12 protein-coding genes are annotated in these 13404 nt (G+C 63.4%); 7 read left to right on the forward strand and 5 right to left on the reverse strand.

Translation table 11 applies throughout. The features are described 5' to 3' along the window. Positions 1–53: 53 nt before the first annotated feature. Both pepN and PQU89_RS16035 read right to left on the reverse strand, forming a co-directional pair. A complete protein-coding gene (pepN, locus tag PQU89_RS16030; protein WP_272766676.1) occupies positions 54–2687 on the reverse strand; it encodes an aminopeptidase N in 2634 nt (877 codons plus the stop codon). Positions 2688–2766: 79 nt separating this feature from the next. Then, positions 2767–4548, reverse strand: coding sequence for a M61 family metallopeptidase (locus PQU89_RS16035; RefSeq protein ID WP_272766677.1), 1782 nt, complete (start codon positions 4546–4548; stop codon positions 2767–2769). A 443-nt stretch (positions 4549–4991) separates the two neighbouring features. Here PQU89_RS16035 and ccoN point away from each other — a divergent pair, with 443 nt between their 5' ends. The 7 genes from ccoN (at position 4992) to PQU89_RS16070 (ending at position 10662) form a co-directional block, all read left to right on the forward strand. After that, positions 4992–6416: a cytochrome-c oxidase, cbb3-type subunit I gene (gene ccoN / locus PQU89_RS16040; protein ID WP_189374372.1), complete on the forward strand. Its 1425-nt coding sequence runs from the start codon at positions 4992–4994 to the stop codon at positions 6414–6416. Between the two features lie 18 nt (positions 6417–6434). After that, a complete protein-coding gene (gene ccoO / locus PQU89_RS16045; protein ID WP_272766678.1) occupies positions 6435–7049 on the forward strand; it encodes a cytochrome-c oxidase, cbb3-type subunit II in 615 nt (204 codons plus the stop codon). A 3-nt stretch (positions 7050–7052) separates the two neighbouring features. Then, entirely contained in the window at positions 7053–7238 is a 186-nt protein-coding gene (locus PQU89_RS16050; protein ID WP_047966162.1) for a cbb3-type cytochrome oxidase subunit 3, read from the forward strand. Next, complete coding sequence (ccoP, locus tag PQU89_RS16055) at positions 7235–8149, forward strand: cytochrome-c oxidase, cbb3-type subunit III (RefSeq protein ID WP_272766679.1); 915 nt, start codon at positions 7235–7237, stop codon at positions 8147–8149. Before PQU89_RS16050 ends, ccoP begins: the two co-directional genes overlap by 4 nt. A 151-nt stretch (positions 8150–8300) precedes the next feature. After that, positions 8301–9725 carry a cytochrome c oxidase accessory protein CcoG gene (gene ccoG, locus PQU89_RS16060; protein ID WP_272766680.1) on the forward strand — a complete coding sequence of 475 codons (1425 nt, stop codon included), beginning with the start codon at positions 8301–8303 and terminating at the stop codon, positions 9723–9725. 2 nt (positions 9726–9727) lie between these two features. After that, complete coding sequence (locus PQU89_RS16065; RefSeq protein ID WP_272766681.1) at positions 9728–10249, forward strand: FixH family protein; 522 nt, start codon at positions 9728–9730, stop codon at positions 10247–10249. Continuing rightward, a complete protein-coding gene (locus PQU89_RS16070) occupies positions 10246–10662 on the forward strand; it encodes a YbaY family lipoprotein (protein WP_272766682.1) in 417 nt (138 codons plus the stop codon). The genes PQU89_RS16065 and PQU89_RS16070 overlap by 4 nt, the downstream gene beginning before the upstream one ends. A 229-nt stretch (positions 10663–10891) precedes the next feature. Here PQU89_RS16070 and PQU89_RS16075 read toward each other — a convergent pair whose 3' ends face one another. The 3 genes from PQU89_RS16075 to PQU89_RS16085 all read right to left on the reverse strand — a co-directional run bounded on the left by PQU89_RS16075 (position 10892) and on the right by PQU89_RS16085 (position 13393). Beyond that, the gene (locus PQU89_RS16075; protein ID WP_272766683.1) at positions 10892–11983 is read right to left on the reverse strand and encodes an alpha-hydroxy acid oxidase; all 1092 of its coding nucleotides are present in this window, start codon (positions 11981–11983) and stop codon (positions 10892–10894) included. Between the two features lie 122 nt (positions 11984–12105). Further along, a complete protein-coding gene (locus PQU89_RS16080; RefSeq protein WP_272766684.1) occupies positions 12106–12495 on the reverse strand; it encodes a hypothetical protein in 390 nt (129 codons plus the stop codon). 136 nt (positions 12496–12631) lie between these two features. Beyond that, positions 12632–13393: a hypothetical protein gene (locus PQU89_RS16085; protein ID WP_272766685.1), complete on the reverse strand. Its 762-nt coding sequence runs from the start codon at positions 13391–13393 to the stop codon at positions 12632–12634. Positions 13394–13404 lie beyond the last annotated feature (11 nt).

Raw genomic sequence — 13404 nt, forward strand, 5'->3', positions numbered from 1 at the left:
AAACAAAAACGGGCCGGAAGCATCCGGCCCGCGTCAGTACGCCATGGTACGCTTTATGCCGAAAGGTTTTTCGACACAATCTCGAACACATCGTTCGACAGCCCCGGCTTGGCCAGGATCTGCTGCAGGGCGGCGGTCATCTGCTGCTGGCGTTGTGGCTCCAGCTTGCGGCGACGGTTGAATGCCGCCACCAGCCGGCTGGCCACCTGCGGGTTGATGTCGTCCAGCAGCATGATCTGCTCGGCCAGGAAGCGGTAGCCGGAACCGTCGGCGGCATGGAAATGCAGCATGTTGCGGCCGAAGCTGCCCAGCAGCGCACGCGCCTTGTTCGGGTTCTTGAGGGTGAACGCCGGGTGCGTCATCGCGTTCCTGACGTGATCCAGCGTGCACGGCAGCTGGCTGCTGGCCAGCAGGCTGAAGTACTTGTCCATCACCAGCGCGTTGTCCTGCCAGCGCTCGGCAAAGGCGAGATAGCAGTCGTCGCGCGCGCTGCCGTCACGGTCGCGCAGCGCCAGCAGCGCGCCCATCTGGTCGGTCATGTTGTCGGCGTTCATGCACTGCTGCTCGGCCGCTTCCTCCGGCCAGGCGTCGGCCAGCCGCGTCAGCATCGCCAGCGCCAGGTTCTTCAGCGCGCGGCGGCCGGCATCGTCCGGCTGGTAGTCGCCACACTGGTTGATGTCGAAGGCCTCATGCCATTCGCCGCGCAGCGCCTGCGCCAGCGCCGCCAGCACGAATTCGCGCACCGCGTGGATGCGCGCCGGATCGGCAACGTCGACCATTTCCAGAATCTCGGCTTCCGACGGCAGCGTCAGCATCAGCACCTTGAACGCGGCGTCGGCCTCGTGGTCGCGCAGTACCGCACGAAGCGCCTCGACAAAGCCCTCCGCCAGCTGCAGCGGGCGGCCGGCGACGTGATCGGCGATCAGCTGCTTGAACAGGCGCTCGGCGTAGGCCTGACCGGCCTCCCAGCGCGCGAACGGATCGCTGTCGTTGGCCATCAGGAACGCCAGTTCGTCGTCGCGCCAGTCGAACACCAGTTTCACCGGCGCCGAGAAACCGCGCAGCAGCGACGGTACTGGCTGTTGCAAGACATTAACGAAGGTGAAGCGCTGCTCGGCGGCACGCACGTCCAGCACACGGGTGGTGGCGCCCGCCTCGGCCTCGCCCTGCAGTTGCAGCGGCAGGTCCTGACCGTCGCGGCCAACCAGGCCTAGCGCCAGCGGAATGTGGAACGGCTGCTTGTCGCCCTGCCCCGGCGTCGCCGGGCAGTGCTGCACCAGCTGCAGGGTGTAGCTGAGCGCGACCGGATCGTAGTCGCCGCGCACCGTCAACTGCGGGGTGCCGGCCTGGCTGTACCACAGCGCGAACTGACCCAGATCGGCACCGTTGGCGTTGGCCATCGCGGCGCGGAAGTCGTCGCAGGTCACAGCCTGGCCGTCGTGGCGCTTGAAGTACAGCTGCATGCCCTTCTGGAAGCCTTCTTCGCCGAGCAGGGTGTGGTACATGCGCACCACTTCGGCACCCTTTTCGTACACCGTCATGGTGTAGAAGTTGTTCATCTCGATGTAGCTGTCGGGGCGGATCGGGTGCGCGGTCGGGCCGGCATCCTCCGGGAACTGCAGCTGGCGCAGGTTCTTCACGTCCTGGATGCGCTGCACCGCACGACTGTGCAGGTCGGAGCTGAACTCCTGGTCGCGGAACACGGTCAGGCCTTCCTTCAGCGACAGCTGGAACCAGTCGCGGCAGGTGACGCGGTTGCCGGTCCAGTTGTGGAAGTACTCGTGGCCGATGATGGCTTCCACGCGCTCGAAGTCGGCGTCGGTGGCGGTGTCCTGCCGTGCCAGCACCGCCGAGGTGTTGAAGATGTTGAGGCCCTTGTTCTCCATCGCCCCCATGTTGAAGTCGCCGACAGCGACGATCATATAGATGTCGAGGTCGTACTCCAGGCCGAAGCGCTGCTCGTCCCACTGCATCGAGCGCTTCACCGCGCCCATCGCGAACTCGACCTTGTCCTGGTCGGCCGGCACGGTCCAGATTTCCAGCGCCACGCGGCGGCCGCTGGCGGTGATGTAGCTGTCCTTCAGCGCCGACAGCCGGCCGGCCACCAGGGCGAACAGGTAGGACGGCTTGCGGTACGGATCAACCCACTTCACCCAGTGCCGCTTCTTGTCGGCCATGCCCTCGCCCACCTTGTTGCCGTTGGACAGCAGTACCGGGTACTTCTGCTTGTCGGCGATGATGGTGGTGGTGAACTTGGCCATCACGTCCGGACGGTCGGGATAGAAGGTGATCTTGCGGAAGCCTTCCGGCTCGCACTGGGTATACAGGTTGCTGCCGCCGGAGGCGTACAGCCCCATCAGGCTGCTGTTGGCCACCGGGTCGATCTCGGTTTCCACGTCGAGGATGAAGCTGTCCGGCACGTTGGCGATGCTCAGACCGTCATCGCGCAGGCTGTAGGCGTCGGCGGCCAGCACTTCGCCGTCCAGCTGCAGCGACAGCAGCGTGGCCGAGCCGTCCAGCTGCAGCACGTTGGCCGCGGTGGCCGCCGGATTGCGGTGCATGATCAGGCGCGAACGCACGCGCACCAGATGATCGTCGAGGATGTCGAAGGTCAGGTCGACCTTGTCCACCAGATAGCACGGCACTTGATAGTCTTGCCGGTACTTGATTTGGGCTTGTTGGCTCATGCCATGTTTCCTGTGTAGGGTACGGGGCGGGTCAGCACACTGCCCGCCCTCCTTGTTGTCTACGCGAAAGCGTCCCCGGTTAATGCTTCAGCCAGCCGGCGCCATTGTCCTCCAGGCGCAGGCGGCAGGTATCGGCGGCAGAGGCGGCCAGCGTTACCTTGTAAGTACTCAGTTCGTCACGGCGGAAGGCGTGCAGCTTGACCGTGTCGCCGATACGGCAGCGGCTGATCGCCTTGTCCAGATCGCCAACCTTCAATCCGTTGACGGCGATGACCACATCGCCACCGGCCAGCCCGGCCGCCTGCGCCGCACCGCCGTCCAGCACGCTGACGAGGCGCACGCCGAGGGCGTCGGGTGCACTCTTCACACCCAGGGTTGGCCGCAGCGGTGCGGCACCCAATTCGTCGACCACGCTGCCGCTGTCGGCAGGGCCGTCGGCCGGCACCGTCTGCATCTGAACCCCCTGCGTGGCGAGGAGTTCCGCCAGCGGCAAATCGGTGGTGCTGCGCAGGGCAAGATCGAAGAACGGCGCCAGCGGCAGGCCGGTGACCTGCTCGGCGATGCGCTCCCACTCGCCTTCCGCCAGCCCCTGGCCGTCGGCCAGCCACTTCTGCCACAGCGCCAGCATCACCGTGTCCAGACTCTTGGCACCACCGGTTTCGTGGCGGATGTGTAGGTCCAGCGCCAGCGCCGCCAGCGCGCCCTTGGTGTAGTAGCTGACGATGCTGTTGGGGCTGTTCTCGTCCTGGCGGTAGTACTTGGTCCACGCGTCGAAGCTGGAGTCGGCCAGCGTCTGCTTGGTGCGGCCGTTGCCGCGCAGCACGCCGCTGATGGTCTTGGCCAGCAGGCCGAGGTAGCGCTTCTCGTCGATCAGGCCGCAGCGCAGCAGCGCAAGGTCGTCGTAGTAGGAGGTGATGCCCTCGAACGCCCACAGCAACGTGGTGTGGCCTTCGCGGTTCAGGTCGTAGGGGGTGAACGCCGCCGGCTTCATCCGCTTCACGTTCCAGCTGTGGAAGTACTCGTGGCTGATCAGCCCCAGCAGCTTGAGGTAGCCGTCGGAGACGCCGCTCTCGTCATGGCGCGGCAGGTCGTCGCGGCTGGCCACCAGTGCGGTGGAGGCGCGATGCTCCAGCCCGCCGTAGATGTCGCCGCCGACAAACAGCATGAACACGTAGCGATCGAACGGCGCCGGCTCACCAAAGAAGCGGATCTGCCATTCGCAGATGCGCTTGCTGTCTGCGGCCAACCTTTTCAGGTCGGCCTTATGTTTGCCGGAGACCACGAATTCGTGCGGTACGCCGCAGGCCTTGAAGCGGATGCGCTCGAACTCGCCCAGCTCCACCGGATGGTCGATCAGCTCGTCGTAGCTGGCCGCTTGGTAGCGGCCGAAACCGGATTTCTTGACGTCCAGCGCCGGCAGGCTGGTGGCCACCTGCCACTTGGCCAGCGCCTTGTCCGGCGGCGGCAGTAGCTCCACCTCGCACGGCTCGTGCTCGAAGCCGTCCGCCTGCAGGAACACGCTGGTACCGTTGTAGAAGCCGCGCTGCTGATCAAGATAGGCGCCGCGCACCGACAGGTCGAAGGCGTACACGGTGTAGTGCAGGGTCAGCGCGCCCTTGACCGGCGCCGCCTGCCAGCTGTGCTTGTCCAGTTTCTGCAGCGCCACCGCCTTGCCACCGCTCTCGGCGCGAATGGCCACGATGTGGCGGGCGAACTCGCGAATCATGTAGCTGCCGGGAATCCACGCCGGCAGCCGCAGTACTTGTCCTGCGGCGGCGGGCTGGCGAATGGTCAGCGAGACTTCAAACAGGTGCGCCTGCGGATCAAGCGGGCAGAGGCGATAGCGGACGGCAAAGCTCATGACACAACCCCAGACTGGAAGGGAAAGTGGGGGATTCTAGCACCATGTCCTGTCTGGCGCAGGCAGGGTGGCCGCTTGATCTTCATCAAAATGGGCAAAGGCAATGACAATATAATCGCAGTGGGCAAAAAGGGCTTTTCAGCCTGACACGCCGCGACAGACAGCGCAAAAAGCCGGGCTCACCGGCGCTGTCGTCTGGCCGCTGACACCCGATTTGATTTAGAATGCCTGATTGAATAAATGGGGATTCGGGGCGCTTTCACAGCGACTGGAATAACACCGATACCGTGCACCACCAAATATGGTCACCCGGTCTTATGCCATCCACGGCCCTCTGCCATCCCCGCGACTTGCCCGACTTCATTTTCATATGGGGTTACGCACCGGGGTTTCAAGTCGCTACGGTTTTACGTTCTAGTTCGCAACCTTGGAGAAAACCCTAAATGGAAACGCAATCCACTTATAACTATAAGGTGGTGCGCCAGTTCTCGATAATGACCGTAGTCTGGGGCATTGTCGGCATGCTGGTTGGCGTCATTATTGCGGCCCAGCTGGTGTGGCCGGAGCTCAACTTCGGACCGTGGTTCCACTACGGCCGTCTGCGCCCTCTGCACACCAACGCCGTGATCTTCGCATTCGGCGGCTGCGCGCTGTTCGCCACGTCCTACTACGTGGTACAGCGCACCTGTAACGTCCGTCTGCTGTCGGACAAGCTGGCTGCCTTCACCTTCTGGGGCTGGCAGGCCGTCATCGTGCTGGCCGCCATCACCCTGCCGCTGGGCCTGACCGCCGGTAAGGAATACGCCGAGCTGGAGTGGCCGATCGACCTGCTGATCACCGTGGTATGGGTCGCCTATGCCATCGTGTTCTTCGGCACCATCGCCGTGCGCAAGGTCAAGCACATCTACGTGGCCAACTGGTTCTACGGTGCCTTCATCCTGGCCGTGGCCCTGCTGCACATCGTCAATAGCCTGGCGATCCCGGTATCGATGTGGAAGTCCTACTCCATCTACGCCGGCGCAGTCGATGCCATGGTGCAATGGTGGTACGGCCACAACGCGGTGGGCTTCTTCCTGACCGCAGCCTTCCTCGGCATGATGTACTACTTCGTACCGAAGCAGGCCGGCCGTCCGGTGTACTCCTACCGTCTGTCGGTGGTCCACTTCTGGGCGCTGATCTTCACCTACATGTGGGCCGGTCCTCACCACCTGCACTACACCGCCCTGCCTGACTGGACCCAATCGCTGGGTATGGCCTTCTCGCTGATCCTGTTCGCACCAAGCTGGGGCGGCATGATCAACGGCATCATGACCCTGTCCGGCGCGTGGCACAAACTGCGTACCGACCCGGTACTGAAGTTCCTGGTGGTGTCGCTGTCGTTCTACGGCATGTCCACCTTCGAAGGCCCGATGATGTCGATCAAGACCGTCAACGCGCTGTCGCACTACACCGACTGGACCGTTGGCCACGTGCACTCCGGGGCCCTGGGCTGGGTTGCCTTCATCTCCATCGGCTCGCTGTACTACCTGCTGCCACGCCTGTTCGGCCGTGACGGCATGCACAGCACCAAGCTGATCGAAGCCCACTTCTGGCTGGCTACCGTCGGCGTGGTGCTGTACATCGCCGCACTGTGGATCTCCGGCGTGATGCAAGGCCTGATGTGGCGTGCACTGAACGCGGACGGCACCCTGACCTACGCCTTCGTGGAAGCGGTAAAAGCAACCTATCCGTACCACTTCGTGCGCCTGCTGGGTGGCCTGCTGTTCCTGTCCGGCATGCTGATCATGGCGTACAACACCTTCCGTACCGTTGCCGCTGGTCGTCCGGTTGATGCCAAGATCCCGGCCGTTGCCGCTCACGCGCACTAAGGGACAGAAAGAACCATCATGGAAAAAATCCAGAAACTGATTGAAGAAAACGTCGCCTATCTGATCGTGCTGACCCTGCTGGTAATCAGCATCGCCGCACTGGTCGAGATCGTGCCGCTGATGTTCCAGAAGTCGACCACCCAGCCGATCGCCGGCGTCAAGCCGTACAACGCGCTGCAGCTGACCGGCCGTGACCTGTACATCCGCGAAGGCTGCTACAACTGCCACTCGCAGATGGTGCGTCCGTTCCGTGCCGAAACCGAACGCTACGGCCACTACTCGGTCGCCGGCGAATCGGTCTACGACCATCCGTTCCAGTGGGGCTCCAAGCGTACCGGTCCGGACCTGGCTCGCGTCGGTGGCCGCTACTCCGACGAATGGCATCGTGTGCATCTGGTGAACCCGCGTGACGTGGTACCGGAGTCCAACATGCCGGCATTCCCGTGGCTGGCACGCAACCTGGCCGACGCCGAGGGTGTCGCTGCCAAGATGACCGCGCTGCGCAAGGTTGGCGTACCGTACACCGACAAGGAAATTGCCGAAGCCCAGGCCATGGTCGAAGGCAAGTCCGAAATGGACGCGCTCATCGCCTACATGCAAGGCCTTGGTCTTGCGCTGAAGAACGCGCGCTAAGTCATGGACTTGACCAATCTGGCCCGCATCCTGTTCACGGTATTCTGCTTTGTGACGTTTATCGTGATCCTGATCGGTGCCTTCGGTAAAAAATCGCAGAGGCGTTATGACGATGCGGCCAACCTTGTCTTCAATGGCGACGAGGAAGAGCAACATGGGATTGACGCCGCTAACGGAGCGAAGAAATGAGTGATTTCGTGAGTGATTTCTGGAGTATCTACATCACGGTGATCGTGATCGTAGGTATCGTCGGTTTGACGTACTTGCTGTTCAGCCAGTCGAAGACCACGGTACAAAAAGGGGAAGAAGTAAAAACCATGGGGCACGTCTGGGATGACGACCTCGAGGAATACAACAACCCGCTGCCTCGCTGGTGGATGCTGATGTTCTACATCACCCTGCTCTTCGGCGCCGTCTACCTGGTGCTGTACCCGGGTCTGGGTACCTGGAAAGGCATCCGTGGCTGGACTTCCGTTGGCCAGTACAAGGAAGAGAAAGCCCAGGCGGAAGCCAAGTACCAGCCACTGTACGACAAGTTCATGAAAATGGACGTGAAAACCGTAGCGGCCGATCCGGAAGCGCAGGCCATGGGTAAGCGCCTGTTCCAGACCTACTGTGTACAGTGCCACGGCTCTGACGCACGCGGCGCCAAGGGCTTCCCGAATCTGACCGACAACGACTGGCTGTACGGCGGCACTCCGGAAATCATCAAGACCACGCTGGATGGCGGCCGTCACGGCCAGATGCCGGCCTTCGGCGCCGCCTTCGGTGAAGAAAAGGTCAAGGATGTGGCCAACTACGCGATGTCGCTGTCCGGCAAGAAGCATGACGCCGAACGTGCCAGCCGCGGCAAGGAGACCTTTACCGCGGTGTGCGCAGCCTGCCACGGCCCGGACGGCAAGGGTAACCAGGCACTGGGTGCACCGAACCTGACCGACAACGTCTGGCTGTACGGAGGTACCGAGAAGACCATCATCGAAACAGTGACCAACGGTCGCAACAACCAGATGCCAGCCTGGAAGGACTTCCTCGGCGACGGCAAGGTTCACCTGCTGACCTCTTATGTCTGGGGCCTCTCCAACAAAGCCAAAGCAGAGTAATTGATGCTGCTCAATACTGCCCGCGCAAGCGGGCAGTATCTTTTGCGGCATACAATATATCTATTGGTAAAATAAATCGCCATTCAGAACAGTTCGCACAGTACATAATGGATTGTGTACTTCGCGAAATTTTCTAGCCAGGAACCGCAGCATGAGCCAAAAGCTGAAAGACATCCCGGTCAAGGTCGAGCCGGCCAAACCGGAAATGCAGACCGTGTCGCTGTACGAGGCACAGAAAAAGATTCATCCGCGCAGCGTCAGCGGCCTGTTCAACAACTGGCGCATCCTGTTCGTGGTCGCCACCCAGCTGTTCTACTTCGGCCTGCCCTGGCTGCAATGGAACGGACGCCAGGCGGTGCTGTTTGACCTGGTCAACCGCAAGTTCTACCTGTTCGGCCTCACCATCTGGCCACAAGACTTCGTCTACCTCGCCGCACTGCTGATGTGCTGCGCCTTTGCGCTGTTCGCCTGGACCACCATCGCCGGCCGGCTGTGGTGTGGTTACTCCTGTCCGCAGACCGTCTACACCGAGATCATGATCTGGATCGAACAGCTGGTGGAGGGTGACCGCAACAAGCGCCTCAAGCTCGACAAGGAGGCGATGGGGCTGCGCAAGCTGCGCCTGCGCGCCACCAGCCAGGGCTTGATGATCGTGTTCTCGCTGCTGACCGGCTTTACCCTGGTCGGCTACTTCACGCCGATGCTGGATCTGGTCGCCGCGCTGCCGAGCTTCGACTACGGCTCGTGGGAACTCTTCTGGATGTTCTTCTACGCCGGCTTCACCTACCTGCTGGCCGGCCACATGCGCGAGCAGGTGTGCAAGTACATGTGCCCGTACGCCCGTTTCCAGAGCGCGATGTTCGACGAAGACACGCTGATCATCTCCTATGACGAAAAACGTGGCGAACCGCGCGGCGCGCGCAAGAAAGGCCAGGACAACACCAATCTCGGCGACTGCATCAATTGCGGCATTTGCGTACAGGTGTGCCCGGTCGGCATCGACATCCGTAACGGCCTGCAGTACGAATGCATCGGCTGCGCCGCCTGTATCGACGCCTGCGACGAGGTGATGGTCAAGGTCGGCAGCCCGAAAGGCCTGATCCGCTACACCACCGAGGCGGCACTGGAAGGCAAGTATCCGGAAAGCGAATTCTGGTCGCGACTGAAACGGCCGCGCGTGGTGCTGTACCTGCTGCTGCTGGTCATCATTTTTGGTGCCGCGGTCACGTCCTTGGCGCTGCGCAAGCCGTTCAAGGTCGACATCCTGAAGGACCGCGCCTCGCTGGTGCGCGAGACCGACGACGGCTGGCTGGAGAACAACTACAGCGTGCGCATCATCAACGTTTCCGAAACGGAACAACACTTCCGCATCACGGTCGAAGGCCTGCCGGACCTGAAACTGGTGGTCGACCGCAAGGACATCGTGGTCAAGGCCACCGAGAACGAACAGATCGACGTGCGGGTGCAGGCTGATCCACAATACGCGACCAAGGGCAGCCACAAGATCTACTTCCGGGTCGAGTCGCTACCGGATGGCACCGCCATCGAGGAAAAATCGAGCTTTATCGGAGAATGACGATGCAGAAACAAACAGGGGCGGCTCGCCCCTGGTACAAGGAACGCTGGTTCTGGCTGTTGATGTCGGGGCCGCTGCTGGTGGTGATTGCCGGCTTTGTCACCTTCGGCATCATCGTGCGTGGCGCCGACGACATGGTCAATGACGACTACTACAAGCAGGGCAAGGACATCAACCTGGAGCTGAAACGCGACCTGGCCGCCCAGTCGCTGGGCATCAACGCCCAGGTGATGTTCAGTGACGACATGCGCAGCGTGCGCGTGGTCGACACCAGCGCCAAGCCGCTGACCGGCACCCCGGAACTGCTGCTGCTGCACCCGACCCGGCAGCAGGGCGACCAGCGCATCGCGCTGCAGCGCGTCGGCGACAAGCTGTACCAGGGCGTGCTGAAACCGGATCAGGTCAGCCACTGGTATGTGCGGCTGCAGGACAAGCAGGGCAGCTGGCGGGTACAGAGCGAATGGCTGCCTGCGGAAGGCGCGATGGTCACCCTTGGCAAGGCCAGCACGGAGCAAACCCCATGATGCACACCCCGTTTCCCCGCCGCCAGCTGCTGCTGGCGCTGTCGGCCGGCCTGCTGGCCGCCTGCGCCACCCCGTTGCGGCCAACCCTGGCCTATCTGAACGGCACGGTGTCGTACCGCGAGAAAATGCTGTGGCCGCAGGACAAGACCCTGCTGCGCGTGCGCCTGCTGGCGCTGGGTGACGGCACGGAGGCCGCGGCGGTGATCGCCGAGCAATCGCTGGAAAAGATCACTTTTCCGGCCGCCTTCGCACTGTGCTACGACCCGCAGGCCATCCAGGCCGGCCAGCGCTACGCCGTGGATGTGCGCCTGTTCGTCGACGGCGAGTTGCGCATGCACAGCGCCCACCCCCATCCGGTACTGGATGGCGGCACAACGGCACCGGACATCACACTGCAGATGATCTCCGCCTGAGAACCTGGTCACGAGCTGCTGCGACGAATATCAACGAGGTGATACGGCGTTGAAAACAGCTTCGGCATGCTGGTTTATATCCAGCTGAACGCTGCGTCCTCAGTCGTTTTCGCCTTGTCTCGCGTGAGTTCGCGAGATCGTGAACACGCTCCAAGCAAAACGGCCCGCGATTGCGGGCCGCTTTGCTTTAACGCGACAGATGGTTGCGGCCAACGTTGGCCGCAACGCCTCACTCGGGCCACAGCACCTCCGGCGAGATGTCGGCCAGTGTGCGGCAGCCGGTCAGCGCCATCGCTACCTCCAGCTCCTCCTGCAGCGTGCGCAGCAGGTGCGCCACCCCCAGCGCGCCGGCGGTCGCCAGCGCGTGAATGTAGGGACGGCCGATCAGCACCGCCGAGGCCCCCAGCGCCAGCGCTTTCAGGATGTCGCTGCCACGGCGGATGCCGCCGTCCAGCAGCAAGGGCAGCGCACCGTCCACCGCCGCGGCGATGCGCGGCAGCGCATCGAGGCTGGCTGGCACCGAATCCAGCACCCGCCCGCCATGGTTGGACACGATCAAGCCATCCACGCCCTGCTGCACGGCCCGCCGTGCATCGCGTGGCGCCAGCACCCCCTTCAGCAGCAGCGGCAAGCGCGTCTGCTGCCGCAACCAGTCGATATCCGCCCAGCTCGGCGCCACCGCCATCAACCCGTCAAACACCATGCTCTGCCCCGCCGCCAACGCGGGCTGGTACGGCGTCATGCCCACCAGGTTGGCGGCCTGTACCCGTGGCGGCAGCTGGAAGCCGGCGCGCGCCTCTGCATTGCGCACCCCGGCCAGCGGCGCATCCACCGTCAGCACCAGCGCGCGGTAACCGGCGGTCTCGGCGCGCCGAACCAGTTCCACCACCACCGCGCGATCGTGCTGCCAGTACAGCTGGAACCACAACGCGCCCTGCGCCGCGGCGGCGACCTCCTCCAGCGGCGTGCTGGCTAGGGTGCTGACCAGCATGCTGCTGCCCATGGCGGTGGCGGCATAGGCGGCCGCCCGCTCGCCGTCTGCGTGCACCAGCTTCTGGTACGCCACCGGCGCCAGCAGCAACGGATGGCTGAGCGACAGCCCGAACAGCTCGCTACGGCAATGGCCGCCGCGGACATCGGCCAGTACCTGCGTCTGCAACTGCCGGCGCGCGAAAGCGGCAAGGTTGGCCGCATGGCTCAGCTCGTCCGCGGCGGCGCTGTCGACATAGGCACGGGCATTGGCGCTCATGTGACGTGCAGCGTAGCGCTGGTAGTCGGCTGCGGACACCAGATCGGCGGGGATGTGATCGAGGGGGGGCAACTGGGCGGTCATGGCATGGCGCGGACGAAGTGAAAACCGCACCATAGCCAAATCGAGAATTACTATCAACTACAAGATGCGCACAAGCAACCGCTACCAGCCAATAGTACGATCAGGCACGGCTAGTTGCCGGCATTGCGGAACACGTTGAGGGCAAACAGCAGCACCGCGATGCCGAGCACGATGGACGCCACGCCGGCGACCGGCTCCATGGCGCGGTAGCCGCGGTGGATGGCCGCCACCGCCAGCATCAGCAGCGGCAGGCCGAGGTTGTACAGCCAGAACTGGATGCGCGCCAACGGCGAGGCACCCATGGCCGGAAACTTGCGGAACAGGATGCCGAACAGTGCCATCGACACCCAGCCCAGCAGGTTGAGGTGGGCGTGCACCGGGTACAGCAAGTGGTCACCGGAGGCGCCCATGTAGATGCCAAGCCAGACGCCGACCACGAAATACACGGCGGCCAGCCGCAGCCAGACGGTGCCGTGCGGATTGTTCAGTTTGATTTCCATGCCGGCAGCTCCCGGAAAACCTGCTCTGGCCTACCACCGTCGGCCGCGACAGGCAGCCAGCCGGAGCAACACTCTTGCCTAACCATAGAACAGTCCGGAGCAACATCAAACCCGGCCCGTACCCGCAACGGCAGCGTCATGACGCGCCGGCACAGTCCAGCAACCGGTCGATCGCCATGTCCGGCGCAATGCAACCGAAGCGGCCCGGCGCCTCGATCAGCAACAGGCCATGCCTGGCCGGGCGCGGAAACCAGCGCTCACCGCTGCTGACGCGAATATCTCGCACGCCGAATTGCGCCAGCATGGCCAGCGAATAAGTCCACGACGGGTAGCGCGCCAGGGCGGCGCGATACGGCGCCTGATAGGCATAGGAGGTGATGCGCTGATCCACGCCGATATCGCGGAAAAAGCGCGTTTCACGCTGCTGGGCGTCGCGCAGATAGCGTTCCAGCCGTGCCTCCACCGTTGCCGGGCTGCCCGGTGCAAGCTGCGCTTGCAGCTGCGCGCGGCGGTCGGCCGTGTCCGTCATGCCGCCATGAAAGGCGACGATGGCGTAATCGCCCAGCTCGCGGCTTGTCGCGGCGGTGAACACGTAATTGGCACAGGCGGAATTGCAGTACGCCGGCACATGCAGCTGCAGCGGCTGGCGATGCAGCCATGCGCCCAGCTCCAGACCGTGCGCGAAATGGCCGCCGGCACTGCTGATCACCAGCGTCACCGGCTTCACCGTCGCCGCGTCATAGAGGGCGAACAGGCGGCGGTTGGCGGCGGCGGTGAGCTCGCCGTCGTAGATCAGCGCGCGGCCGGAATAGGACAGTGTCACGGTGGTGACGGCCTCGGCCGGCGCCGACCAAGGCAGGCTGCTGGCAAGCAGGACCACGACAAGGAGCTGTTTCATCACGCTATCGT

The organism is Vogesella indigofera (assembly GCF_028548395.1).
Taxonomy (GTDB): domain Bacteria; phylum Pseudomonadota; class Gammaproteobacteria; order Burkholderiales; family Chromobacteriaceae; genus Vogesella; species Vogesella indigofera_A.